At 54.9% G+C, this 24,403-nt stretch carries 21 protein-coding genes, 6 tRNA genes, 1 rRNA gene, 1 other RNA gene and 1 pseudogene; 9 read left to right on the forward strand and 21 right to left on the reverse strand.

From position 1 onward, the window contains the following. The first annotated feature begins 238 nt into the window (after positions 1-238). The 4 genes from AC559G_RS00720 (at position 239) to kdgK (ending at position 3,889) form a co-directional block, all read left to right on the forward strand. Complete coding sequence (locus AC559G_RS00720; RefSeq protein ID WP_498910509.1) at positions 239-1,561, forward strand: MFS transporter; 1,323 nt, start codon at positions 239-241, stop codon at positions 1,559-1,561. Between the two features lie 163 nt (positions 1,562-1,724). Next, positions 1,725-2,492, forward strand: coding sequence for a CDP-diacylglycerol pyrophosphatase (locus AC559G_RS00725; protein ID WP_498910511.1), 768 nt, complete (start codon positions 1,725-1,727; stop codon positions 2,490-2,492). A gap of 86 nt (positions 2,493-2,578) precedes the next feature. Next, positions 2,579-2,791, forward strand: a complete 213-nt coding sequence (locus AC559G_RS00730) for a tautomerase family protein (protein ID WP_498910513.1) — start codon at positions 2,579-2,581, stop codon at positions 2,789-2,791. Positions 2,792-2,941: 150 nt separating this feature from the next. Then, entirely contained in the window at positions 2,942-3,889 is a 948-nt protein-coding gene (gene kdgK, locus AC559G_RS00735; protein ID WP_498910515.1) for a sugar kinase, read from the forward strand. Between the two features lie 48 nt (positions 3,890-3,937). Here kdgK and ilvC read toward each other — a convergent pair whose 3' ends face one another. Further along, a complete protein-coding gene (gene ilvC, locus AC559G_RS00740; RefSeq protein ID WP_498910517.1) occupies positions 3,938-5,413 on the reverse strand; it encodes an NADP-dependent ketol-acid reductoisomerase in 1,476 nt (491 codons plus the stop codon). Positions 5,414-5,594: 181 nt separating this feature from the next. Between ilvC and ilvY the strand changes: the two genes are divergently transcribed. After that, complete coding sequence (gene ilvY / locus AC559G_RS00745) at positions 5,595-6,482, forward strand: HTH-type transcriptional activator IlvY (protein ID WP_095849019.1); 888 nt, start codon at positions 5,595-5,597, stop codon at positions 6,480-6,482. Here ilvY and AC559G_RS00750 read toward each other — a convergent pair. The 8 genes from AC559G_RS00750 to AC559G_RS00785 all read right to left on the reverse strand — a co-directional run bounded on the left by AC559G_RS00750 (position 6,477) and on the right by AC559G_RS00785 (position 15,121). Further along, positions 6,477-7,178, reverse strand: coding sequence for a DUF2461 domain-containing protein (locus AC559G_RS00750; RefSeq protein ID WP_095846661.1), 702 nt, complete (start codon positions 7,176-7,178; stop codon positions 6,477-6,479). The two genes, ilvY and AC559G_RS00750, sit on opposite strands and share 6 nt — an antisense overlap. A 9-nt stretch (positions 7,179-7,187) precedes the next feature. Beyond that, positions 7,188-8,732 carry a threonine ammonia-lyase gene (gene ilvA / locus AC559G_RS00755; protein WP_498910519.1) on the reverse strand — a complete coding sequence of 515 codons (1,545 nt, stop codon included), beginning with the start codon at positions 8,730-8,732 and terminating at the stop codon, positions 7,188-7,190. A 2-nt stretch (positions 8,733-8,734) separates the two neighbouring features. Further along, positions 8,735-10,585, reverse strand: a complete 1,851-nt coding sequence (ilvD, locus tag AC559G_RS00760; protein WP_438597171.1) for a dihydroxy-acid dehydratase — start codon at positions 10,583-10,585, stop codon at positions 8,735-8,737. Positions 10,586-10,665: 80 nt separating this feature from the next. After that, complete coding sequence (locus AC559G_RS00765; RefSeq protein WP_498910522.1) at positions 10,666-11,592, reverse strand: branched-chain amino acid aminotransferase; 927 nt, start codon at positions 11,590-11,592, stop codon at positions 10,666-10,668. A 20-nt stretch (positions 11,593-11,612) separates the two neighbouring features. Then, positions 11,613-11,870: an acetolactate synthase 2 small subunit gene (gene ilvM, locus AC559G_RS00770; RefSeq protein WP_498910524.1), complete on the reverse strand. Its 258-nt coding sequence runs from the start codon at positions 11,868-11,870 to the stop codon at positions 11,613-11,615. Further along, on the reverse strand, positions 11,867-13,513 hold the full coding sequence (gene ilvG / locus AC559G_RS00775; protein ID WP_498910526.1) for an acetolactate synthase 2 catalytic subunit: 1,647 nt from the start codon (positions 13,511-13,513) through the stop codon (positions 11,867-11,869). Before ilvG ends, ilvM begins: the two co-directional genes overlap by 4 nt. A gap of 143 nt (positions 13,514-13,656) precedes the next feature. Continuing rightward, positions 13,657-13,755, reverse strand: coding sequence for an ilv operon leader peptide (gene ilvL / locus AC559G_RS00780; protein WP_095849018.1), 99 nt, complete (start codon positions 13,753-13,755; stop codon positions 13,657-13,659). Between the two features lie 133 nt (positions 13,756-13,888). Beyond that, positions 13,889-15,121: an MFS transporter gene (locus AC559G_RS00785; protein WP_121555827.1), complete on the reverse strand. Its 1,233-nt coding sequence runs from the start codon at positions 15,119-15,121 to the stop codon at positions 13,889-13,891. A gap of 348 nt (positions 15,122-15,469) precedes the next feature. Between AC559G_RS00785 and AC559G_RS00790 the strand changes: the two genes are divergently transcribed. Continuing rightward, positions 15,470-16,993 carry a YifB family Mg chelatase-like AAA ATPase gene (locus AC559G_RS00790; RefSeq protein WP_498910528.1) on the forward strand — a complete coding sequence of 508 codons (1,524 nt, stop codon included), beginning with the start codon at positions 15,470-15,472 and terminating at the stop codon, positions 16,991-16,993. 25 nt (positions 16,994-17,018) lie between these two features. Here AC559G_RS00790 and AC559G_RS00795 read toward each other — a convergent pair whose 3' ends face one another. Next, positions 17,019-17,357, reverse strand: a complete 339-nt coding sequence (locus tag AC559G_RS00795) for a MaoP family protein (protein WP_438597166.1) — start codon at positions 17,355-17,357, stop codon at positions 17,019-17,021. Between the two features lie 119 nt (positions 17,358-17,476). On the opposite strand from AC559G_RS00795, the gene hdfR reads away from it, so the two are divergent. Further along, entirely contained in the window at positions 17,477-18,307 is an 831-nt protein-coding gene (gene hdfR, locus AC559G_RS00800; protein WP_462616383.1) for an HTH-type transcriptional regulator HdfR, read from the forward strand. Between the two features lie 219 nt (positions 18,308-18,526). Here hdfR and AC559G_RS00805 read toward each other — a convergent pair. From AC559G_RS00805 to AC559G_RS00840, 8 genes and pseudogenes are all read right to left on the reverse strand, one after another. Continuing rightward, a tRNA-Trp gene (locus AC559G_RS00805) sits at positions 18,527-18,602 on the reverse strand. A gap of 8 nt (positions 18,603-18,610) precedes the next feature. Continuing rightward, positions 18,611-18,687, reverse strand: a tRNA-Asp gene (locus AC559G_RS00810). A 48-nt stretch (positions 18,688-18,735) separates the two neighbouring features. Further along, positions 18,736-18,837 (reverse strand): annotated as a pseudogene (locus AC559G_RS00815) (GTP-binding protein); the annotation flags it as partial. Positions 18,838-18,947: 110 nt separating this feature from the next. After that, a tRNA-Thr gene (locus AC559G_RS00820) sits at positions 18,948-19,023 on the reverse strand. Positions 19,024-19,029: 6 nt separating this feature from the next. Next, positions 19,030-19,104, reverse strand: a tRNA-Gly gene (locus AC559G_RS00825). 196 nt (positions 19,105-19,300) lie between these two features. Further along, a non-coding RNA gene (locus tag AC559G_RS00830) (RtT sRNA) lies at positions 19,301-19,425 on the reverse strand. A 41-nt stretch (positions 19,426-19,466) separates the two neighbouring features. Next, positions 19,467-19,551 (reverse strand) — tRNA-Tyr (locus AC559G_RS00835). Between the two features lie 26 nt (positions 19,552-19,577). Further along, positions 19,578-19,653, reverse strand: a tRNA-Thr gene (locus AC559G_RS00840). A gap of 397 nt (positions 19,654-20,050) precedes the next feature. Between AC559G_RS00840 and AC559G_RS00845 the strand changes: the two genes are divergently transcribed. Beyond that, positions 20,051-20,599, forward strand: a complete 549-nt coding sequence (locus AC559G_RS00845; RefSeq protein WP_498910530.1) for a GNAT family N-acetyltransferase — start codon at positions 20,051-20,053, stop codon at positions 20,597-20,599. A gap of 264 nt (positions 20,600-20,863) precedes the next feature. Next, positions 20,864-21,814 carry a nucleoside/nucleotide kinase family protein gene (gene coaA, locus AC559G_RS00850; protein WP_498910532.1) on the forward strand — a complete coding sequence of 317 codons (951 nt, stop codon included), beginning with the start codon at positions 20,864-20,866 and terminating at the stop codon, positions 21,812-21,814. A 72-nt stretch (positions 21,815-21,886) separates the two neighbouring features. Here coaA and birA read toward each other — a convergent pair whose 3' ends face one another. From birA to rrf, 3 genes are all read right to left on the reverse strand, one after another. Continuing rightward, the gene (gene birA, locus AC559G_RS00855; RefSeq protein ID WP_498910534.1) at positions 21,887-22,843 is read right to left on the reverse strand and encodes a bifunctional biotin--[acetyl-CoA-carboxylase] ligase/biotin operon repressor BirA; all 957 of its coding nucleotides are present in this window, start codon (positions 22,841-22,843) and stop codon (positions 21,887-21,889) included. Beyond that, entirely contained in the window at positions 22,840-23,877 is a 1,038-nt protein-coding gene (murB, locus tag AC559G_RS00860) for a UDP-N-acetylmuramate dehydrogenase (RefSeq protein ID WP_498910536.1), read from the reverse strand. Before murB ends, birA begins: the two co-directional genes overlap by 4 nt. A 448-nt stretch (positions 23,878-24,325) precedes the next feature. Continuing rightward, positions 24,326-24,403: ribosomal RNA gene (gene rrf / locus AC559G_RS00865) — 5S ribosomal RNA — on the reverse strand; the annotation flags it as partial.

A 24,403-nucleotide genomic window follows, 5' to 3' on the forward strand; every position in this document is an offset into this window, starting at 1 on the left:
CACCCCAAAACCAATAACCAGCATAACAAACTACCCGATAACTTTTATTCGTCATTTTCTTAGCATCTACATCTGCACCATGTTAAATAAATGGCATTTATAACCACAAAATATAACCATACCAATACATTAATCTATTTACTGATTTGCCGCGGCGCTGCACAAAGTTTCGCCGTTGAAAAGGCCATTTGCTGTGTCTAAGATGGCCCTTTACAAAAGGAAAACATAAGAAATAAATATGCAAGCTTCCATCGCAACACCCATCGACGCTGAAGAAACGTCAACCCCCATTAACTCCCGCGGAAAAGTCATCGTCGCTTCACTGGTCGGCACCGCTATCGAGTTTTTTGATTTTTATATCTACGCCACGGCAGCAGTGATCGTCTTTCCACACATTTTCTTTCCACAGGGCGATCCCACTACGGCTACCTTGCAGTCACTGGCGACTTTCGCCGTCGCCTTTATCGCCCGCCCGATCGGCTCTGCGCTATTCGGCCACTTTGGCGATCGCGTCGGGCGTAAAGTGACGCTGGTCGCTTCGCTGCTTACCATGGGTATCTCCACCGTGCTGATTGGCCTACTGCCAGGGTACGAAACCATCGGCGTCTTTGCGCCTATGCTGCTGGCGCTGGCACGCTTTGGCCAAGGGCTGGGGTTAGGGGGCGAATGGGGCGGCGCCGCCCTGCTGGCGACGGAAAACGCACCGGCGCGCAAGCGTGCGCTGTATGGCTCATTCCCGCAACTGGGCGCGCCTATCGGCTTCTTCTTCGCCAACGGCACCTTCTTGCTGCTCTCTTGGCTGCTGACCGACCAACAGTTCATGGAGTGGGGCTGGCGCGTGCCGTTTATCCTGTCCGCCGCGCTGGTGCTGATCGGCCTGTACGTTCGCGTATCGCTGCATGAAACCCCGGTGTTCACCAAGGTGGCCAAAGCCGGTAAACAGGTAAAAGTGCCGCTCGGTACGCTGCTCAGCAAGCACCTGAAAGCCACCATCCTCGGCACGTTCATCATGCTGGCGACCTATACACTGTTCTACCTGATGACGGTGTATTCTATGACCTACGGCACCACGGCACAGCCGTTAGGGCTGGGGTATTCCCGCAACAGCTTCCTGTGGATGCTGATGGTGGCCGTTATCGGCTTTGGTATTACGATCCCGCTTGCGGGTATGCTGGCAGACGCCTTCGGGCGCCGGCGCACCATGATCGTCGTAACCCTGGTGATGATCGCCTTCGCCTTTATCTTCCCAAGCCTGTTGGGCTCCGGTAATCAGGTATTGGTAATGGGCTTCCTGCTGTGCGGCCTGAGCATCATGGGCCTGACCTTCGGCCCGATGGGCGCCCTGCTGCCGGAGCTGTTCCCAACTGAGGTGCGTTATACCGGGGCATCGTTCTCGTATAACGTAGCATCGATCCTGGGAGCTTCCGTCGCACCCTATATCGCGACCTGGCTCGCAGCCAATTACGGCCTGTTCTACGTCGGGATTTATCTGGCAGTGATGTCAACGCTCACGCTGCTTGCCCTGTTGGCAATGAAAGAAACCCGCCACCAATCGCTGTAAGCACCACGGCGGCCCTTATCATCGGGCCGCCGATTTCCTGTCATAAATCCGGTGTATACCCAAATAGCTCGCGTTGCAGAACCCAAATGCCAATCGCGCCCTGGCTCTGCCAATTGAAGATGACGGATATCTTATTATTTTAAATCATTAACGGATTACCATAATGACGTTGCGCCGTATATTGACCGTGCTCATTACTCTCTTAGTATTAGCTGCAATCATATACGCAGGCTATGCCTGGCTAAAACCCTCCCACCCTGATGCCTTGTGGCATATCGTCAGCCAGCAGTGCCTGCCCAATCAGCAAAAAAACCATAGCCCAGCACCCTGCGCCCAGGCGGATGAACAACAAGGCGTTGTGCTGCTGAAGGATCGCAACGGCCCGCTCCAATATTTGCTGATCCCCATTCGCAAAATCACCGGAATCGAAAGCCCACTTCTGCTGGAGCCGAACGCGCCAAACTTCTTTGCTCTGGCATGGCAGGCCCGCCACTTGATGGCCGATAAGTACGGCAAGCCAATTGATGACGGGAATATCTCGCTGGCGATAAATTCTGAATATGGCCGCACGCAGAACCAGCTGCATATCCATATTTCCTGCTTACAACCCGAGGTAAAAACCCAGCTGGCGCAGGTGGCGGGCAATGTCGGCAAGCAATGGCAACCGCTGCCGGGCGGGCTCATGGGGCACGATTACCTGATGCGCCGCGTCAGCCCCAGTGAGCTGGCGCAGGCAGGGGCGTTTCATCTGTTGGCCCAGGGCGTTGAAGGCGCACGTGACAACATGGGCCACTACGGCCTGGCCATGACGGAACTGCCAGGCGGTGATTTTCTGCTGTTGGCAACCCATTTGAGCCTGTTGCCATATACGCTCGCTTCCGCCGAAGAGATTCAAGACCACCGTTGCACCGTGCTGAACCCGGCGCCATAAGTTTCAATGATTCATTCAGGGCGCCTGGCACACAGAAAAACCGCTACAGTTAATAGCAACACCAATAATCAATGCGGAGAAATACCATGCCCTACGTCAACATCAAGATCACCCGCGAAGGCGCCACGCCCGAACAAAAAAAACAGCTGATCGCCGGCGTAACGCAGCTTTTGGTTGATACCCTGGGGAAAAACCCCGCAACCACGGTCGTGGTCATTGACGAGGTAGAAACCGATAACTGGGGAATTAGTGGGCAGGCCGTCACCGATCTGCGCGCCGCAGCCAAAGCCGCCAAATAAGCCCCCCCTAGCTTAATTAACGGGAAATCGTGCATTTCCCGCTCCCAATATAAAAATAAAACAACGTTTTATTTTTATTGACTCGCCGCGACCCAGTGTTGAGACTAGACGATATTTCATCCATCACTTTTCTTCACACCAGGGGTTATCATGACGCGCAAAAAGCTCGCCATCATCGGCGAATGCATGATTGAACTGTCACAAAGCGGTACGGTTCTGCACCGTGGCTTTGGTGGCGACACGCTCAATACCGCCGTATACACGGCCCGGCAGGTGCCAGAACAGGCATTGGCGGTGCATTATGTCACCGCCCTTGGCACCGACAGTTTCAGCAATGACATGCTGCGGGCCTGGCAGCAAGAAAAGGTGGACACCACGCTGATTCAACGGCTGGAAAACAAACTGCCGGGGTTATACGTGATCGAAACCGACGCCACGGGTGAGCGCACGTTCTATTATTGGCGTAACGATGCCGCAGCGCGTTACTGGCTGGACAGCCCAACGGCAGAGGCGTTGTGCGACACGCTGGCGCAATTCGATTACCTTTATCTGAGCGGCATTAGCATTGCGATCCTCGCACCGGCCAGCCGCCAGAAGCTGTTCAACATGCTGCGGCAATGCCGCGCCAATGGCGGCAAGGTGATCTTTGACAATAACTACCGCCCGCGCCTGTGGGCCAACAAGGCAGAGGCCCAAGACGCCTACCAGAGCGTACTTTCCTGTACCGATATCGCCTTCCTGACGTTGGATGATGAAGACCTTCTATGGGGCAAACAGCCTGTGCAACAGGTGGTGGCGCGCACCCAGGGTTACGGTGTCAACGAAATCGTCATCAAACGCGGCGCAGAGTCTTGCCTGATATTCACCGGCGACGGGGCGACCTATGACGTGCCGGCAGTAAAACTCCCGGCAGAGAAAGTGGTGGATACCACGGCGGCAGGCGATTCCTTCGGCGCGGGCTATCTGGCAGTGCGTCTGGCCGGCGGCAGCGCGGAAGCCGCGGCGCAACGTGGCCACCTCACCGCCAGCGCGGTCATCCAGCATCGTGGCGCCATTATCCCGCAGGCCGCCATGCCGGTATCACCCACAGTAAAATAGAGATAAAAAAAGGGCCCAGCATGCTGGGCCCTGTTGGTATGGCGGGTATTAACCTGCCACGGCGATACGTTTCATGTCCGTCATGTAGCCACGCAGTTTGCGGCCAATGGCTTCGATTGGGTGATTACGCACCGCTTCATTCACATCACGCAGTTGCGCATTGTCAACGGCGGTAGCCGCAACGGCCTTGCCCAGATCGCCCGCCTGCAGGGTATTCATGAAATCTTTCAGCAACGGCACCGCAGCGTTGGCAAACAGGTAGTTACCGTATTCCGCCGTATCAGAGATAACCACGTTCATCTCATACAGGCGTTTACGCGCGATGGTGTTGGCAATCAGCGGCAGCTCGTGCAGCGATTCATAGTAAGCGGATTCTTCGATAATGCCGGAAGACACCATGGTTTCGAAGGCCAGTTCAACGCCCGCTTTCACCATTGCAATCATCAGCACGCCGTTGTCGAAGTATTCCTGCTCACCGATTTTTCCTTCGAACTGCGGCGCATTTTCAAACGCGGTTTTACCGGTTTCTTCACGCCAGGTCAGCAGTTTCACATCGTCTTCCGCCCAGTCGGCCATCATGCCGCTGGAGAAGGCGCCAGAGATAATGTCGTCCATGTGTTTTTGGAACAGCGGCGCCATAATGCCTTTCAGCTGTTCAGACAGCGCGTAAGCGCGCAGCTTGGCCGGGTTGGACAGGCGATCCATCATCAGGGTGATACCGCCCTGTTTCAGCGCTTCGGTCACGGTTTCCCAACCGTACTGAATCAGTTTTTCCGCATAGGCCGGATCGGTGCCTTCAGCCACCAGCTTGTCAAAGCACAGCAGAGAACCCGCCTGCAGCATACCGCACAGAATCGTCTGCTCACCCATCAGGTCAGACTTCACTTCAGCCACGAAGGAGGATTCCAGAACGCCGGCACGGTGGCCGCCGGTGGCTGCCGCCCATGCTTTGGCGATTGCCATACCTTCACCCTGCGGATCGTTTTCCGGGTGAACCGCGATCAGGGTCGGCACGCCGAAACCACGTTTGTATTCTTCACGCACTTCAGTACCAGGACATTTTGGCGCCACCATGACCACCGTAATGTCTTTACGAATCTGCTCGCCAACTTCAACGATGTTGAAACCGTGGGAATAGCCCAGCGCAGAACCTTTTTTCATCAGCGGTTGTACCGCACGCACGACCGCAGAGTGCTGTTTGTCCGGCGTCAGGTTAACCACCAGATCCGCCTGCGGGATCAGGTCTTCATAGGTGCCGACGGTGAAACCATTCTCGGTCGCTTTGCGCCATGAAGGGCGTTTTTCTTCGATCGCTGCTTTACGCAGGGCGTAGGAGATATCCAGGCCCGAATCGCGCATGTTCAGCCCTTGGTTCAGGCCCTGGGCGCCACAGCCGACAATCACCACTTTTTTACCTTTCAGGTAGTTTGCCTCATCCGCAAATTCTTCACGCGCCATAAAGCGACACTTACCCAATTGCGCCAACTGCTGGCGCAGGTTCAATGTGTTGAAATAATTAGCCATGGTGGTACTCCAGTTTTAATGTTGTGTCGATACGAGAGATCGATGTTATTTTCACTATCCCGTCCTGTCTGTACGGAGATACGTTGAGCTCAATGTATAACAGGAAATGCGTTGCTTAAATTGATATATTAAGAACGCTATATTGCAATTTCTGCAACATACCTGCTGCGAGCATACCGATATGGATTTGCGTGATTTAAAGCTGTTCTTACATCTTGCCGAAAGCCATCACTTCGGCCGCACCGCCAAGGCGACGCACGTCAGCCCATCCACGCTTTCCCGGCAGATCCAACGGTTGGAGGAAGGCCTCGGGCAACCGTTATTTCTGCGCGATAACCGCACCGTGCAATTAACCGACGCGGGCGAACAGCTGAAAACCTTTGCCCAGCAAACGCTGTTGCAGTATCAACAGTTGAAGCACGCGATCGGCCAACACGGCCCCTCACTCAGCGGCGAGCTGCGGGTATTTTGTTCGGTGACGGCCGCTTATAGCCACCTGCCGCCGATTCTTGACCGCTTCCGCGCGCAGCATCCGCTGGTCGAAATTAAACTGACCACCGGCGATGCCGCCGATGCGGTCGATAAAGTCCAGTCCAGCGAAGCCGATCTCGGCCTGGCTGGCCGCCCGGAAACCCTGCCCGGCAGCATCGAGTTCACCAAAATCGGCGATATTCCGATGGAGCTTATCGTGCCGGCGCTCCCCTGCACCGCGCGCACCCAGGCGCTGGCCGAACAGCCCGACTGGGCCAGCATTCCCTTTATCCTGCCGGAGTATGGCCCGTCGCGAAAACGCGTTGATCTGTGGTTCCGCCGCCAGCGCATCAGTAACCCGCTGATTTACGCTACGGTCAGCGGCCACGAGGCGATCGTTTCCATGGTGGCGCTCGGCTGCGGCATCGCACTAATCCCAAGCGTGGTGCTGGAACACAGCCCGGAACCGGTGCGCAACCGCGTGTCGCAGTTGGATCACGTACCGATGGTCGAGCCGTTCGATCTGGGCGTTTGCGTGCAGAAAAAACGCCTTAACGATCCGCTGATCGACGCCTTCTGGCATGTGTTGCTGTCATAGGTCGGCCGGATCGATCTGCTTCATGGCTTCAACCTGCATCAGCCAGTCATAAAGCGGAGCAAGCTGTTGGAAGCCCTGCGCCAGGCTGGCCGGCAGCGTGGCGCTGAACGCTTTCTCAACCTGGGGATCCGTCACCATCACGGCAAAAGACTTGCGGTGATACCAGGTTGACAGCTCCTCGGCCAAATCCTTCACCAGCAGGCGTTTATAACGCTCGCCAACCAGCTCAAACGGCGGCTGGCAGCATTGCGCCACCGCCAGAAACTGCTGCGGCCGGCGTTGCAACGTATGGCGGAACAGATCCATCGTGGCCTTGTTGGCGCTGTAATACCCCAGCCCATAGCGCAACATGTCGGGGCCGATTTCAAAAAAGTACGCCGGCGCATCCTTCCAGTCCTTGCTTGGCCGCTTAAACGTCAGCCACAGGCGGCTGCGGTAGCGCGACTTATCGTGTGAAAAACGCGTATCGCGATGAATACGCGACAGCGTTTTCCCGATGGCGGGCCGCGTTTCAAACTGCGGATCAATCGCCAACATCGCCGGCGCCAGTTGATCCACCAGCGCACGGAACGGCGCCAGCAATTCACGTTCATACACGCCACGGTTGGCCTCAAACCACTCCTTGTCGTTTTCGCGGCATACCTGCTGCAAAAAGGTCAACCCTTGCTGGCTGAAACCGGTAAACTGCTGCGCCATTGCCTTGCCTTATCCTTGCAGGAAGAAACGGAACGCCGGGTTATTTGTTTCATCGTGACACTCATAACCCAATGCCGTCAGGTGTTTTTCAAACTCCGGCTCACTCTGCGTCAACTCAAACCCGGCCAACACGCGGCCGAAGTCCGTGCCGTGGCTGCGATAATGGAACAGCGAGATATTCCAGTGCGTGCCCAGCGTGTTCAAGAAGTTAAGCAGTGCACCGGGGGATTCCGGGAACTCAAAGCTATACAGGCGTTCATGCAACGGCTTGGTCGGCCGCCCGCCCACCATATAACGCACATGCAGCTTGGCCATTTCATCATCAGACAAATCCACAACCTGATAGCCGCCCGCGCCCAGCTCGGTGATGATTTCCTGGCGTTCGGCATAGCCGCGCGTCAGGCGCACGCCAACAAAAATGCAGGCGTTGTCCGCATCGGCATAGCGGTAGTTGAATTCGGTCACCGCACGCCCACCCAGCAGGTGGCAGAACTTGAGGAAGCTGCCCTTGCGTTCAGGGATAGTCACCGCCAGTAAGGCTTCACGGTGTTCCCCAAGCTCGCAACGTTCGGAAACGTAACGCAGGCCGTGGAAGTTGACGTTGGCCCCTGACAGCACGTGCGCCAGACGCTCGCCCTGAATCCCGTGCTGCTGGATGTATTTTTTCATCCCGGCCAGCGCCAGTGCGCCGGACGGTTCAGCAATGGCGCGCACATCTTCAAACAGATCTTTGACCGCCGCGCAGATGGCGTCGCTGTCAACCGTGATCACATCATCCAGGTATTCACGGCACAGGCGGAAGGTTTCATCGCCAATGCGTTTCACCGCCACGCCTTCGGCAAACAGCCCGACGCGAGCCAGATCCACCGGTTCGCCGGCGTCCAACGCCGCCCGCAGGCAGGCGGAGTCTTCCGCTTCCACGCCGATCACTTTAATTTGCGGCATCAGTTGTTTGATCAACACCGCAACGCCGGCCGCCAAGCCGCCGCCGCCAACCGGAACGAACACCCGGTCCAGGTGCGAATCCTGCTGCAGCAGTTCCATCGCCAGGGTACCCTGCCCGGCGATCACCGCCGGGTGATCAAACGGCGGGACGAAAGTCATGCCCTGCTGTTGGGAAAGTTCGATCGCCTTGGCTTTGGCCTCATCGAAATTGGCGCCGTGCAGCAGCACTTCACCGCCAAAACCGCGCACCGCATCCACTTTGATATCCGCCGTGGCGACCGGCATCACGATCAGGGTTTTAATGCCCAGACGGCTGCCCGACATCGCCACGCCCTGGGCATGGTTGCCGGCGGATGCGGTGATCACACCGCGCGAGCGCTGTTCTTCATCCAGGCCGGCGATCATGGCGTACGCCCCGCGCAGCTTGAAACTGTGCACCGGCTGCCGATCTTCCCGTTTGACCAGGATGGTGTTGCCCAAGCGTGAAGAAAGCTTGTCCATGGTTTGTAACGGGGTGACCTGGGCCACCTCGTAAACCGGCGAGCGGAGCACCGCTCGCAAATACTCCGCGCCACACGGGGCTGCGGGTAGAGGTTGTGACGCCGCCATGATTAGCCTCCCAGCTTGCTTTTGTCACGTACTGCGCCTTTATCGGCACTGGTCGCCAATGAGGCATAGGCACGCAGCGCGAAAGAAACCTGGCGCTGACGGGTTTTCGGCGTCCAGGCCGCGCTGCCGCGCGCCAGTTCGGCTTCACGGCGGGCGGCCAGTTCCTGCTCATCAACCGCCAGTGAAATACCCCGGTTGGGAATGTCGATCTCGATGGTGTCGCCATCCTGCACCAAACCAATCAAACCGCCGTTGGCCGCTTCTGGGGAGGCATGGCCAATCGACAGGCCGGAAGTGCCGCCGGAGAAACGCCCATCCGTGATCAACGCGCAGGCTTTACCCAGCCCCATTGATTTCAGATAGGTGGTCGGATAGAGCATTTCCTGCATGCCTGGCCCGCCTTTCGGCCCTTCATAGCGGATCACAACCACATCACCCGCTACGACTTTTCCGCCGAGGATCGCGTCTACCGCGTCTTCCTGGCTTTCGTACACTTTTGCCGGGCCGCTGAAGGTGAGGATCTCTTTATCCACACCGGCCGTTTTAACGATACAACCATCTTCCGCCAGGTTGCCGTACAGTACCGCCAAACCACCGTCCTGGCTGTAAGCGTGCTCACGCGTACGGATACAGCCTTCCTGGCGATCGGTATCCAACGAGTCCCAGCGGCAATCTTGCGAGAATGCCTGGGTGGTACGGATGCCCGCCGGGCCCGCGGCATACATTTTTTTCACTGCCTCATCGCTGGTTTGCATCACGTCATAACGCTCCAGCGTTTGCGGCAACGACAGCCCCAATACGTTGCACACGTCGCGGTGCAGCAACCCGGCACGGTCCAGCTCGCCGAGGATGCCGATCACGCCGCCGGCACGGTGAACATCTTCCATATGGTATTTCTGGGTGCTTGGCGCCACTTTGCACAGATGCGGAACTTTGCGCGACAGGCGGTCGATATCGGCCATGGTGAAATCGATTTCCCCTTCCTGCGCCGAAGCCAGCAGGTGGAGCACGGTATTGGTCGAACCGCCCATGGCGATATCCAGCGTCATGGCGTTTTCAAATGCGGCCTTGGTGGCGATATTACGCGGCAGCGCGCTTTCATCATCCTGCTCGTAGTAGCGCTTGGTCAGCTCAACAATGCGTTTACCGGCATTCAGGAACAGCGCCTTGCGATCGGCATGCGTCGCCAGCAGGGAGCCATTGCCCGGCTGCGACAGCCCCAGGGCTTCCGTCAGGCAGTTCATTGAGTTGGCGGTAAACATGCCGGAGCAGGAACCACAGGTTGGGCAAGCCGAACGTTCGATCTGTTCGCTATCGGCGTCGCTCACTTTCGGGTTTGCCCCCTGGATCATGGCGTCGACCAGATCGAGCTTGATCAGTTGGTTGGAAAGCTTGGTTTTTCCGGCTTCCATTGGGCCACCGGAAACGAAAATGACCGGGATATTCAGGCGCAGCGACGCCATCAGCATCCCCGGGGTGATTTTGTCACAGTTGGAGATACACACCATCGCATCGGCGCAGTGGGCATTCACCATGTATTCCACGGAATCGGCAATCAGTTCGCGCGACGGCAGAGAATAGAGCATGCCGCCGTGCCCCATGGCGATACCATCATCCACCGCGATGGTATTGAACTCTTTCGCGACACCGCCGGAGGCTTCGATCTGTTCGGCTACCAGTTTACCCAAATCGCGCAGGTGTACATGGCCCGGCACAAACTGGGTAAACGAGTTGACCACCGCGATAATCGGCTTGCCGAAATCGGCGTCGGTCATCCCAGTGGCGCGCCACAATGCGCGTGCACCCGCCATATTACGGCCGTGGGTGGTGGTGGCGGAACGGTACTTAGGCATGCTCTTTTCACTCCAATGTATTCTGCTTGTCGGGCGGCGAACGAACCGCCCGCTTATCTGTTTCTGTCTTATTGAATCTGTTACGGATTAACCGGATCCAACCAGCCATATTTGTCTTCGGTCTGGCCAGTGAACAGGCCAAAGAACGCCTGCTGAATTTGTTTGGTGATTGGGCCGCACTTGCCGATGCCAACCTGGATGCCGTCAACGCTGCGTACCGGGGTGATTTCCGCTGCAGTGCCGGACATAAACACTTCATCGGCCAGGTAGAGCGATTCGCGTGACAGAACCTGCTCACGGATTTCAAAGCCCAGGTCTTTCGCCAGTTTGATAATCGCGTCGCGGGTAATCCCCGGCAGCGCGGAAGAGGTAAACGGCGGGGTAAACAACACGCCGTCTTTCACCTGGAACAGGTTTTCCCCTGCGCCTTCGGAGATATAACCGTGAACGTCCAGCGCAATGCCTTCCTGGTAGCCGTGGCGGCGCGCTTCGCTGCCCACCAGCAGAGAGGAAAGGTAGTTACCACCGGCCTTGGCAGCCGTTGGGATGGTGTTTGGCGCCGCGCGGTGCCAAGAAGAGACCATCGCATCAATGCCCTGATCCAGCGCGTCTTCGCCCAGGTAGGCGCCCCACGGGAACGCTGCGATAATCACGTCGGTTTTGTAACCTTCCGGCGGGTTAACGCCCATGCCGACATCACCAACAAACACCAGGGGACGAATATAGGCGCTGACCAGATTATTTTTACGCAGCGTAGCGCGGCAAGCTTCCATCAGCTCATCCACGCTTTGCGCCAGCGGCATACGGTAGATTTTGGCGGAATCATGCAGGCGCTGCATATGTTCACGGTGACGGAACACCACTGGGCCTCTGTGGGAGTCGTAGCAGCGCACCCCTTCAAACACTGAGGTACCGTAATGCAGCGCGTGCGACATGACGTGCACTTTCGCATCAGCCCAGGGAACCATCTCGCCATTGAACCATATATAATCGGCTTTACTCGTCATTGTTTTTTCCTTCTCGCGCATCAGGCGCGTATTTGTTGTGATGTTTGTTGCTGTATTTCAACGCAGGAGACATCCATCAGCTTTTTTAATTGCGATGACAGGAGATCCACTGGGCGTTGGCTGGCAACGGTCAATTCTATATTGATGTTGTCGGTATTCGCCGCTGAAACCATGTTCATGGCGCAGACCTGAAAACCGCGATGGCGCACCACGCGTAACACGCGTTCTAACATTTCAGGGCGGAAGCGGGCCTGGATCGAGAGTTGATGCTGCATCATGATACTTTCTCCAACATGGTTTCGTTGCCCGCGCCCGGGGGTACTAACGGCCAAACGTTTTCAAGTTCATCAATGGCGACCTGCAACAGATAAGGGCCTTCGCTGTTGAGTAAAGCATCGAGTGCTTCTGCGACCTGGTCTTTGCGGGTAATGCGTTGGCCGGGAATGCCGAAGGCAGAGGCCAATATCAAGAAGTCGGGGTTATCGGAGAGGTTGGTTTCGCTGTAACGGCCATCAAAAAACAGTTGTTGCCACTGGCGAACCATCCCTAAACGCTGGTTGTCCAGTAAAACGATTTTCAACGGTAACCGTTTTCGTTTTATGGTGCCCAGCTCTTGAATATTCATCATAAACGACCCGTCGCCCGACACGCAGATAACCATATCCTCCGGCCGCGCCATTTGCGCCCCTACCGCTGCCGGAACGCCAAAGCCCATCGTGCCAAGGCCGCTGGAGGTGATGAAGTTCTCCGGGCGGTCGAAGGTCATATGCTGGGCAGTCCACATCTGGTGCTGACCCACATCGGTCGTCACAACGGTATCGGCAGGCATACGCTCGGAAAGCTGCTTCAGAAACAGCGGGGCATAAATGGGTTGGCCGGGATGATCATAACGCCAAGTATGGGTTTCTTTCAATTCAGCGATCTGCCGTTGCCAGGGCGCAATATTCAGCGGCTGTTGCAAGGCCGGCAGAATGGCCTTCAGATCGCCCTGCAGCGCAACATGCGCCTGGCGCAATTTGTTCATTTCCGCAGGATCGATATCCATGTGGATCACTTTGGCGTTCGGCGCAAAAGCATTCAGTTTGCCGGTCACGCGGTCGTCAAAACGCGCGCCGACGGCAACCAGCAAATCGCACGCCTGCACGGCCAGGTTCGCCGCCTTGGTGCCGTGCATACCCAGCATGCCGAGATAATACGGGTGATCGGCCTCCGGTGCACCTAATCCTTTCAAGGTAACAACGCTTGGGATCTGAGTCGCAGCGATGAATTCACGCAGCGCCGGCACCGCCCGGGCCATCCCCACGCCGCCGCCGATGTATAACATCGGTTTCTGCGCCTGCGCCAGCAGGGCTTTGGCTTCGGCCAACGCTTCTGCCGGGCATTCCGGTTCGCTTTCCACCGGCAACAGCTGCGGGAGCAAATCCCCCTGCGCCAATTGGATGTCTTTCGGGATATCAATCAGTACCGGGCCAGGACGGCCGCTGCTGGCGATGGCAAAGGCTTCGGCGATAATGCCGGGCAACGCCTCCAACGACTCCACCAGAAAACTGTGTTTGGTACAGGCCAAAGACAGGCCAAGAACATCGATCTCCTGAAAAGCATCTGTGCCAATAAGCTGTGACCCTACCTGACCTGTAATGGCAACCACGGGAACCGAATCCAACAAGGCATCAGCCAGCCCGGTGATCAGGTTAGTGGCGCCGGGCCCGGAAGTGGCGATGCATACGCCGACTTTCCCAGTCGCGCGAGCATAACCAATGGCCGCCATGGCAGCGCCCTGTTCATGGCGGCACAGCAGGTGCTCCACACCACCATCATATAACGCATCGTATACCGGCATAATCGCGCCACCCGGATATCCAAACACGGTATCCACATTCTGCGCACGCAACGCTTGTACTACCCACTGAGCGCCCGTCATGATTACTTCCCCGTCTTACTTCGATAGCTGAAGGATTTTGGTGTATTTTTCATTTTTTTGTCTTCCTCAGTACATTTTCTCTTGCCAATAAAAAACCCCCAGACCTTTCGGTGCGGGGGTTCTTTTGCGACTTCGGCTTGGTTTTAAGCCATTTTTCGTCCAAATGCAGCCCCGCACGGTGGGATAATAATCACCACCACGCTAATCACGACTAGGCTAATCACTTGGGCAAACGCTTTCATAATTGGGTTGTTCGTTGTGTTTACTTTGAACTGATGCATACAGAGTTATCATAGTCAGCTATGGCATGACAACTCTTTTTTTACGAAACTATTAGGCATCTAGCGAACAATTTTCACACAAAGAATATCTATTTCAGTAAGTTGCACGCATTCCCGGCGAACTGACAGTGCCCGAGATGGTTTTACCGCGCGTATCCTTGCCAAAAAAGACCAGCACCGCAATCACGATCGCTACCGTTCCCGCAACCAGCGCCATTGCTAACCCATAGTTATGCCCATGGCTTTCGGCAATCGCCGCCTGCAAGGTGGCATTCACCGACGCAAGCAAATTCCCCAGTTGATAGACAAAGCCCGGCAGTACCGCCCGGGTATTCGCCGGCACCAGCTCGTTGAGATAAGTCGGTATCACCCCCCATGCCCCCTGCACCATGAACTGCATCAGGAAAGCCCCGACCCCCAACGTCAGCGATCCGCTGGAAAAGGCCCACAGCGGTATCACCGGCAACGCCAACAGGGCCGCAATGATAATCGCCTTCTTGCGCCCAATTTTTTCCGACAGCGTGCCAAAGAAAATCCCACCGATGATTGAGGCAACGTTGTAGCTGACGGCAATGATGCTCACGACTTTAGGCTCAAAACCGTGCTGGATTTTCAGAAACGCCGGATAAAGATCCTGCGTGCCATGGGAAAAGAAATTGAAGGCGGCCATCAGCAGCACCAGATAAATACACAGCTTCCAATGGCTCTTCAGAACGGGCAACAACGCCGTGCTTTCCTTGCGTTCACGCGCCGCCAGCCACACCGGCGACTCCTGTACGCAGTAGTAGATAAACGGCAACAGCAGAATGGGTGCCGCGCCAATCACAAACATGCCGCGCCACCCGACCACATCGAACAACAGGCCATAGGCGACTGCCGCCAGCAGATAGCCAAACGGATAACCGGCCTGAAAAATCCCTGACATCAATCCGCGCGAGCGATCCGGTATGGTTTCCATCGCCAGTGACGACGCCACCCCCCAGATCCCCCCCATGGCGATGCCGTACAGCACCCGCAGCGCTAAAAACACCATCAGCGAAGGGGCCGCGGCGGAGAGTAACTCAAACATCGAGAAGAACACGATATTCAGCATCAATATCGGTTTGCGGCCATACTTTTCCGCTGCGCGGCCAAAAAGCAATGCGCCGATTGGCCGTACTGCCAACGTCAGCAAAATAGCCAACGTCACTTCTTCCATACCAACCTGGAAAGCCTGCGCAATATCGCTAAGCAGAAAGACCAGGACGAAAAAATCAAAGGCATCCAGCGTCCAGCTTAAAAAACTGGCGACGGCAGCATTACGTTGTAGTGGGCTCCAACCAAACATAACGTTATCCCTATCGTAGAGTACGAGGTAGTGAGGTTTGGGCGGCTGCCGCACAGGAAAACGCACGGCCACCGCCGCACTTATGTTAATTAACTGATTTTTATTTTAACCATTTGTTAAATACACCCATTAACCTTCCGGTTGCAACTTGATTAGCCGGCTAATTTGTTGCGGCGTTTGCGTAATTGTTAGGAGGTATTGCCGGGTAGGCCGAGCCTGTGCGCAGAAAAAATACAACGGGTTGAAATCATGTGTGTTAACTGCGATACACCACGCAGGATGGCTAACCGTTGCTCGTATCGCTCGCTCTCCAGCGCCATCATGTGGCCCCCAAGCAAGGAGGTCACCATGTCATTGGCCGTCACCTATACCCGCGCCTCAATCGGCGTTCAGGCGCCGCTAGTCACCATTGAAGTGCATATCAGCAACGGGTTGCCCGGCCTGGTGTTGGTCGGGTTGCCGGAAACCGCCGTCAAGGAAGCGCGCGATCGGGTGCGCAGCGCCTTGCTGAATAACGGTTTCACCTTCCCGGCCAAGCGCATTACCGTCAACCTGGCGCCGGCCGATCTCCCCAAAGAAGGGGGCCGCTATGATTTGCCGATCGCACTGGCGATACTCGCCGCTTCGTCACAGATCCCCGGCGATACGCTGGCGCGCTACGAGTTCCTGGGTGAATTGGCATTGTCCGGGGGCATACGCGGGGTAAACGGCGCCATACCGGCCGCCCTGGCATCCGCCGCCGCCAAGCGTGAACTGGTATTGTCGGAGGATAACGGTAATGAGGTTGGGCTCATTCCACAGGGTGGAGCGCGCATTGCCAGGCATTTGCTGGAAGTCTGCGCATTTTTGCAGGGCAAGGGCGAACTTCCTGTCGCTATCCCTGCGGCGGCTGGCGATATGCCGGAAGAAAAAGCGGATATGCGGGAAATCATCGGCCAGGAGCAAGCCAAACGCGCGCTGGAGATCGCCGCGGCCGGCGGGCATAACCTGTTGCTGCTGGGCCCCCCTGGCACCGGTAAGACCATGCTCGCCAGCCGTCTCAACGGCCTGCTGCCGCCCCTGACCGATCAGGAAGCACTGGAAAGCATCGCCGTCGCCAGCCTATCGGCACATTCAGACAGTGCGCTGCCGTGGCGCCAGCGGCCGTTTCGCGCCCCGCACCATAGCGCCTCAATGGTGGCGCTGGTCGGCGGGGGATCGCTGCCGCGGCCAGGTGAAATCTCTATGGCGCACAATGGCGTGCTGTTCCTGGACGAACTGCCGGAATTTGAACGCCGGGTGCTGGACGCCCTTCGCGAACCGCTGGAGTCGGGTGAAATTATCATCTCGCGTGCTAACGCCAAGGTGCGCTTTCCTGCACGCGTCCAATTGATTGCCGCCATGAACCCCAGCCCTACCGGACACTATCAGGGGATACACAACCGAACGCCGCCGCAGCAGATCCTACGCTATCTCAGCAGGCTCTCCGGGCCGTTTCTCGATCGCTTTGATCTATCGATTGAAATGCCGCTGTTGCCACCCGGTATGTTAAGCAAGCAACCAAGTTCCGGCGAAAGCAGCAGGCAAATCAGGCAACGGGTGCTCACGGCGCGTGAAAGGCAACTTAACCGGGCAGGCAAGGTTAATGCGTTACTGAATAATCGTGAAGTGGAGCAACACTGCCGGCTCAGTGACGAAGACGCCCAGTATCTGGAAGACACGCTGAGCAAACTGGGGCTTTCCGTGCGTGCGTGGCAGCGGCTCCTGAAAGTGGCCCGCACCTTGGCAGATCTGGCTAATGCAGAAGCGATTAGCAGACCGCACCTGAGCGAGGCACTAAGCTACCGCCGGATGGATCGCCTACTGCAGCAATTGCATAACAGCATGGAATGAAAATGGGGCCAAAGGCCCCATCGGATTAATCGTCGCTTTCGGTGTAGTCTTCCACCACATCCGCCTGCGGTTTACCTCCTGAAAGGGTATGGAATTTTTTCGGGCGGCGAGTACGCGCCAGATATTTAGACCAGACTCTTTCCTGCTCAGTCGCCGGTTCACGCTCCCCACGGCATACCGCCACAAACAGCTGTTCTTCTTCTGTGGCAGGCTGGCGTTTCCCCGAGTCCAACTCGTTGAACGCATACCCGAAGCGCTCTAGCAATTGCGCTTCTTTAATGGTGAAATCGCCGTGACGGGAAAACCCGCGAGGATAGTGTTTGTTATCAAAAAAACGATTGCTCGTAGTGAAGCTTTCCGCCATCTGACACGCTCCTAATTCTCTTATGGCCGTGCTGTTTATGGCGCGGAGTATTAGATAGGCTTGACATTGTGTAAAACAAAACATTTAAATCTTAACGACAAAAATTTTTGGAGATGGGTGTGGATACCGAATTACTGAAAACCTTTTTGGAGGTCAGTAGAACGCGTCACTTTGGCCGGGCCGCCGAATCCCTGTACCTGACACAGTCTGCGGTCAGTTTCCGTATCCGTCAGTTGGAAAATCAACTAGGTGCAAATTTATTCACTCGGCATCGCAACAATATTCGCCTAACCTCGGCCGGAGAGCGACTACTGCCCTATGCAGAGAACCTGATCAATACGTGGCAACTGGCCAAAAAAGAGGTGGTGCGTTCACTGCAGCATACGGAGCTCTCTATTGGCGCAACCGCATCGCTGTGGGAGGCCTACCTGACGCCCTGGCTACAAACGCTATACCAGCAGCAGGGAACCCTCCAGTTGGAGGCCCGGGTGGCTTTAAGACAGTCGTTGGTCAAACAGTTGCATGAGAGGCAGTTGGATTTATTGATCACCACCGAGCCCCCAAAGATGGACGAACTGGCCAGCCAACTGCTCGGCAGCTTTTCCCTGCGGTTATTTTCCAGCGCTCAGAGCGGTAGCGACTCCCCACGCCCATATATCAAGCTGGAATGGGGCGCGGATTTTCATCAGCAGGAGAGCCGCATGTTGGGGGAAGATAATGTTCCTATCCTCACCACGACATCAGCACATTTGACGCGGCAGCTTCTGGAAACCACCGGCGGCTGCGCTTTTCTGCCTGATCAATGGGAAAAAGACTACCCCCAGTTGGCTGTGGATGCAGATATACCGGCAATCGTCCGCCCCTTGTATGCCGTTTGGCTACAAAACAGCGATCATCAACCGTTGATCCGTCAGTTGCTGAAAATACCTTTAAATACCGTCGACGCATAACGCTGTAACCGGTTTTTAAGCTCACGGTAAAGTATTGCTATAATCTGCGCTTAAAACGTCTGTATCCACTTCTGGCGGGTATAGCGCTCGCTGTAAACCTATTCAAAAAAACCATGTGGCGAGGATTAGCGAGGCGCTGATTGCCAGTATTTTGGTAGGGGAAAAAGATCGGAATGCAGAAAGCAAAAAACCCTTTGCTTGCGCAAAGGGTTTTTAATTTGGCAGGGGCGGAGAGACTCGAACTCCCAACACCCGGTTTTGGAGACCGGTGCTCTACCAATTGAACTACGCCCCTAAATAGGGTGGCGGAACGGACGGGGCTCGAACCCGCGACCCCCTGCGTGACAGGCAGGTATTCTAACCAACTGAACTACCGCTCCACCGATTCTTTCACGCGGTATCTTTCGATACCTGCAAAACTGCTTATCGCNAGTGATAGCGGCGGTCAGCGTTGTTTTACCATGGTCAACGTGGCCGATAGTACCGACGTTAACGTGCGGTTTTGTACGTTCAAACTTTTCTTTAGACATCGATTGTCCCTCTAAGACACGGATAAATCGGTGGTATCACCACATCAACCAAGCATATGCTTGCTGAATCCAGAACAGAAAGAAAATCAGGGGGCGAGAAAACAAGGAAGTGGTGCTGATAGGCAGATTCGAACTGCCGACCTCACCCTTACCAAGGGTGCGCTCTACCAACTGAGCTATATCAGCACATCTTGGAGCGGGCAGTGGGAATCGAACCCACATCATCAGCTTGGAAGGCTGAGGTAATAGCCATTATACGATGCCCGCATCCTGGAACTCGGCTACCTGATTTTTCTGTAAAACGAGAGGCTGGAGAAGGACGGTATACGCTTTGCTCCACGCCTTTCATGCCGAACAGCGTAGAATATTTTACACCGTTTTGCATGTGCCGAAGACTTTCGCCTCCGCCAAAGTGAACAATGCAGCAACCCACTTTGGTGTAACGTTATCGCTAACGTTGAATTGGTGGTGGGGGAAGGATTATTCGTCGCTTCGCTCCTCACCCTTCGGGCCGTGCTGCGCACGTTGTCTCGCGCTGCTCGACTCGAACCTTGTCGAAGGTTCTCACCTTCCCCAAAGTGGACAATGTAGCAATCCGCTTTGGTGTAACGTTATCGCTAACGTTGAATTGGTGGTGGGGGAAGGATTCGAACCTTCGAAGTCTGTGACGGCAGATTTACAGTCTGCTCCCTTTGGCCGCTCGGGAACCCCACCAGATTTTTTTGTTGCTTAAACTTGAATGGTGCCGGCACCAAGAGTCGAACTCGGGACCTACTGATTACAAGTCAGTTGCTCTACCAACTGAGCTATGCCGGCATCAAGTGCAGCGCATTCTAGGTAGAGCGGACGACCTATGCAACAAAAAAATTGCGTCTCGCGAACTTTCGCTCATAAATCAGCCAAATTTGCGTACTCTCTGGCAAATTACTACCCAAAATGAGTAAAGATCGACCCGTTACATGAATCATTTAATGTGATTTTATACATAGATTGCCTGTTTTCTTACCTGCCAGCTTTCGCTGGCGTTCGATCTTTTCGCTGCGTCGTAGAGCAAAATATGCGCAACAACGCTGCACCACAACAGTGAGTTTGCCCGCCGGCAGCGCACTCATTCCGCCTATTTGATGCCCAATCGCGTTAGCTTCAGTCAATTAGCCTATTGGCGCAAATCTTGCATAACGTAGTTACCCCCGTAGCCCAGGAGGAATAGCCGATGAAAATAGTCTCTATCAATGCCGCCACGCTTCCCATTTATCGGAACGAGCTGGCACAGTTGCTAACCGATGCCATTACCCATGGCGCATCCGTCGGTTACGATACCCAGATCCCGCATGAAGATGCAGAAAGCTACTTCCACAGCCTGCGCCCTGCTCTGGCGAAGGGAGAACTGCTGTTATGGATCGCCCGGGATCAAAGTGGCGTCATCGGTACCGTACAGCTCGAACTGTGCCAAAAACCCAATGGCCGCAACCGAGCGGAAGTGCGCAAGTTGCTGGTTCACAGCCGCGCCCGCCGCAACGGCGTGGGGCACGCGCTGATGAAAACGCTGGAACAAGCTGCATTGCAACACCGGCGAGGGCTGCTCTATCTGGATACTCAAGCCGGTTGCGCCGCAGAGGGCCTGTATCGATCGCTTGGCTACCGCTGCCTGGGGGAGTTGCCTGATTACGCGGCCTCTCCCGATGGCTATTACCATCCCACGGTGATTTATTACAAACGGCTGTTTGCGGTCAACCAGCCTTCACACGCGATTGCCAGCTAACCGCCAGGCGGTATCGCCTGCCATGATACCGCCCCTATCCAGCCCCTTCCGCCTATTGCCACTGGCGACTTTCCTGCGAATATACCCGTCATATGTCAAGTTGCAGGTTTGTTGGCTGCAACTCGAATTATCTTGGGTATAGACAATATGTAAGAAAAAAGTCTACGCCAAAAAGCAAGCTGTCTATAATATGCAGCTTATTTATTATCTGGCGTTGGCGTTCGGCGCCGCTTCCAACGTGCGTAACCAGGCAGAATTTAGCTTATGATAAAAAGAGATCAATCTTTAGCGACGCCTTACTTACAGTTCAATCGTACCCAGTGGGCCGCGCTGCGGGATTCAGTTCCGCTCACCCTTTCGGAAGCTGAGATCGTTAAGCTCCGTGGCATTAACGAAGATCTTTCTTTGGATGAAGTCGCGCAAATTTATTTGCCGCTATCGCGCTTGCTGAACTTTTATATCAGTTCTAATCTGCGCCGGCAGGCTGTGCTTGAGCAATTTTTGGGTACCGATGGGCAAAAAATCCCTTACATCATTGGTATAGCAGGCAGCGTCGCCGTTGGGAAAAGCACCACGGCGCGCCTGTTGCAGGCGCTGCTCAGCCGCTGGCCGGAGCACCGCACCGTTGAGTTGATTACCACCGATGGCTTTCTGCATCCCAATAAGGTGCTCAACGAACGCGGGCTAATGAAGAAAAAAGGCTTCCCGCAATCGTATGATATGCATAGCCTGGTAAAATTTGTTTCTGAAGTGAAATCAGGCGCCAAACGCGTTACGGCACCGGTGTATTCACACCTTATTTACGATATCGTCACCGATGGCAATAAAGTCATTGAACAGCCAGATATTCTTATTTTGGAAGGATTAAATGTGTTGCAGAGCGGGATGGATTACCCTCACGATCCGCATCACGTATTTGTGTCCGATTTTGTCGATTTTTCTATATACGTCGATGCACCGGAAGACTTATTGCAAACCTGGTATATCAACCGTTTCCTGAAATTCCGCCAGGGTGCATTTTCAAACCCGAACTCTTATTTCCATAACTATGCCAAATTGCCGGAGGCCAAAGCCATCAATATTGCCACCGGTTTATGGAATGAGATTAATGGTTTGAATTTAAAACAGAATATTCTCCCCACCCGTGAGCGGGCCAGCCTCATCATGACAAAAAGCGCCAACCATGCGGTAGAGAGCGTTCGCCTGCGAAAATAGCGGCGCTGACTGTATAGCAGCACTGTTTGCACAACAGCAATAGGGGGGTTTGCCCCCCTATTGTATTTATTGTTACTGCGCGCTGCGCAACGATATTTCCCCGCCGATAAATGGCTTTATTACGCCATTCTGTTCCAACAGCAGCGCTCCTTGCTGATCGATGCCGCGTGCAATACCAAAAATCTGCTGCTCGCCAATCAACAACTTAACCGGACGATCGTTAAAATTATCCAATTGCCGCCAACGGGCGATGAACGGAGCCAGCCCCTGTTGTTCAAACTGCGGTAGCGTGCGGCGTAACTCATTGAGCAACGTGGCCGTGAGTTCGTTACGATCGATATCAATCCCGGCTTCCTGCAGGTTGATCCAGCCTTGGTCAATCGTGTGGGTATCCCGCATCGCCAGATTAATCCCTGCGCCGATCACCAACTGTGCCGCATCGCCGGTTTTCCCGGTTAATTCAACTAAGATGCCGGCCAGTTTACGATCGTTTAGATAAAGATCGTTCGGCCATTTTACCCGCACGTTTTCCGCCCCAAGGCGCTGCAGAGTCTCCGCCATCACAATACCAATCACCAGGCTCAGGCCGATCGCGGCTGCTGGGCCCTGTTCAAGCCGCCAAAACATCGAAAGGTACAGGTTAGCGCCAAACGGCGACACCCAACGGCGCCCACGGCGGCCACGGCCTGCCTGCTGATATTCTGCTACGCAGGCATCGCCGGATTGCAATTCGGCGATACGATCCAGCAGATACTGGTTCGTGGAGTCTACAACCGGCAGCACGGTAATACGCTGCTCATCCAAAAGGTGGGTAATACGCTCTGCATCAAGCAATTGAATTGGTGCAGGCAAACTATACCCTTTACCCGGCACGGTAAAGACATCCAACCCCCACTCACGGATCGTCTGAATGTGTTTATTGATGGCTGCGCGGCTCATCCCCAGCGCTTCACCCAGATGTTCACCGGAATGAAAACTGCCGTCCGCAAGCAACGCAATCAGCTTTAACGGTACCGTTGTATCTTTCATGACAGGATCTCCAGGGCATCCACCTCGCCTGATGCACCGATAAAGCGGACTTCTGGCTCCAGCCATACGGCAAACTTTTCAGCCACGGTGTTGCGTACATGGCGCGCCAGCGCCACTACATCCTGACTGGAGGCGCTATCCTGGTTCACCAGTACCAATGCTTGCTTGCTGTGCACCGCAGCGCCGCCAATCTGCTGCCCCTTTAGGGCACACTGATCAATGAGCCAACCCGCCGCCAACTTCTCCTGGCCACTGGCCTGTGGATAGTGCGGCATGCCAGGGTATTCGCTCAGTAGACGTTGCGCCTGCTCTTTGCTGACCAACGGGTTTTTAAAGAAGCTCCCGGCATTGCCGGTTACGCGAGGGTCAGGCAGCTTACTCTGGCGCATTTGACACACGGCTTCGAATACCTGGTGTGGCGTCACCGAATGTGGATCCAACTTGGTGAGATCGCCATAATTCAGCAGTGGGCGCCACTGCTTGTTTAAACGCAACCCAACGCCCACGATGATGTAACCCAGTTTGAACTGGTGCTTGAACACGCTTTCACGGTAACCGAAGCCACAGCGCGCTACGCTCATGCGATCGATAGCGCCTGTGTTGAGATCCAAGAGATCAACATATTCGCAGACATCTTTCAGTTCAATACCGTAAGCACCGATATTCTGAATAGGTGCAGAGCCGACTCTGCCAGGGATCAATGCCAGGTTTTCCAGGCCAGGAATCTCTGCATCTAACGTTTGTCTCACCAACTGGTGCCAATTTTCCCCGGCGCTGACGTGCAGGTGCCATGCATCCGCCTGCTCCTGGATGGTGATGCCCTTAAGCGCATTGACCATCACAGTACCGGCAAAATCCTCCAGGAACAGGACATTACTGCCCTCACCGAGGATCAGCAGTGGCTGCTGACGTTTCTGGGTCTGTTGCCAGACCTTAATCATCTGTTCGATAGTCTCGGCAATCACCAATTGCGCTGCGTTAACCGGGAGCGCAAAAGTATTGTAGTCCTTCAAAGACGCGCTTTCAGTATGCATAACGTTAGATACCCTTACGGAATAAATTATACCTAGTCTACTCAATTTAACGTTGATAGCTATTATTTGTTTTTCTTCGCCGTTATTTTAATGCAAGGGATTTTTCAGAGTGCTATTTACAAGATACAGATTAATAAAAATATATAATATAATCAATGTGATACAAAAATATGTGTATGCTATTTATCGATTTGGGGTATATAGATAATCAATAGGTACTAAGTAAGTATTCCAGATATTGATTACTATAAAAAAACATCGACGATCTATTAGGAAATACCCTTTATCCGTAAATAAATAATAACTACCTATTATAGATTCGGAATGTTTTTTCTTCCTGCCAACGCAGGCCGGCCCCATCATAATAGCCTATACCGCGCCGATACATAGCCCAACGCGAACGCAAAAAGCCCCGTACGCAAGTACGGGGCTTTTCACTGGGTTTGATGCCTGGCAGTGTCCTACTCTCGCATGGGGAGACCCCACACTACCATCGGCGCTACGGCGTTTCACTTCTGAGTTCGGC

It is taken from the genome of Gibbsiella greigii (assembly GCF_039540155.1).
Classification (GTDB): Bacteria; Pseudomonadota; Gammaproteobacteria; order Enterobacterales; family Enterobacteriaceae; genus Gibbsiella; species Gibbsiella quercinecans.

Coding starts and splice junctions, on each gene's coding strand:
- AC559G_RS00720 (WP_498910509.1), top strand. CDS start 239: ATGCAAGCTTCCATCGCAACACCCATCGACGCTGAAGAAACGTCAACC.
- AC559G_RS00725 (WP_498910511.1), top strand. CDS start 1,725: ATGACGTTGCGCCGTATATTGACCGTGCTCATTACTCTCTTAGTATTA.
- AC559G_RS00730 (WP_498910513.1), top strand. CDS start 2,579: ATGCCCTACGTCAACATCAAGATCACCCGCGAAGGCGCCACGCCCGAA.
- kdgK (WP_498910515.1), top strand. CDS start 2,942: ATGACGCGCAAAAAGCTCGCCATCATCGGCGAATGCATGATTGAACTG.
- ilvC (WP_498910517.1), bottom strand. CDS start 5,413: ATGGCTAATTATTTCAACACATTGAACCTGCGCCAGCAGTTGGCGCAA.
- ilvY (WP_095849019.1), top strand. CDS start 5,595: ATGGATTTGCGTGATTTAAAGCTGTTCTTACATCTTGCCGAAAGCCAT.
- AC559G_RS00750 (WP_095846661.1), bottom strand. CDS start 7,178: ATGGCGCAGCAGTTTACCGGTTTCAGCCAGCAAGGGTTGACCTTTTTG.
- ilvA (WP_498910519.1), bottom strand. CDS start 8,732: ATGGCGGCGTCACAACCTCTACCCGCAGCCCCGTGTGGCGCGGAGTAT.
- ilvD (WP_438597171.1), bottom strand. CDS start 10,585: ATGCCTAAGTACCGTTCCGCCACCACCACCCACGGCCGTAATATGGCG.
- AC559G_RS00765 (WP_498910522.1), bottom strand. CDS start 11,592: ATGACGAGTAAAGCCGATTATATATGGTTCAATGGCGAGATGGTTCCC.
- ilvM (WP_498910524.1), bottom strand. CDS start 11,870: ATGATGCAGCATCAACTCTCGATCCAGGCCCGCTTCCGCCCTGAAATG.
- ilvG (WP_498910526.1), bottom strand. CDS start 13,513: ATGACGGGCGCTCAGTGGGTAGTACAAGCGTTGCGTGCGCAGAATGTG.
- ilvL (WP_095849018.1), bottom strand. CDS start 13,755: ATGAAAGCGTTTGCCCAAGTGATTAGCCTAGTCGTGATTAGCGTGGTG.
- AC559G_RS00785 (WP_121555827.1), bottom strand. CDS start 15,121: ATGTTTGGTTGGAGCCCACTACAACGTAATGCTGCCGTCGCCAGTTTT.
- AC559G_RS00790 (WP_498910528.1), top strand. CDS start 15,470: ATGTCATTGGCCGTCACCTATACCCGCGCCTCAATCGGCGTTCAGGCG.
- AC559G_RS00795 (WP_438597166.1), bottom strand. CDS start 17,357: ATGGCGGAAAGCTTCACTACGAGCAATCGTTTTTTTGATAACAAACAC.
- AC559G_RS00845 (WP_498910530.1), top strand. CDS start 20,051: ATGAAAATAGTCTCTATCAATGCCGCCACGCTTCCCATTTATCGGAAC.
- coaA (WP_498910532.1), top strand. CDS start 20,864: ATGATAAAAAGAGATCAATCTTTAGCGACGCCTTACTTACAGTTCAAT.
- birA (WP_498910534.1), bottom strand. CDS start 22,843: ATGAAAGATACAACGGTACCGTTAAAGCTGATTGCGTTGCTTGCGGAC.
- murB (WP_498910536.1), bottom strand. CDS start 23,877: ATGCATACTGAAAGCGCGTCTTTGAAGGACTACAATACTTTTGCGCTC.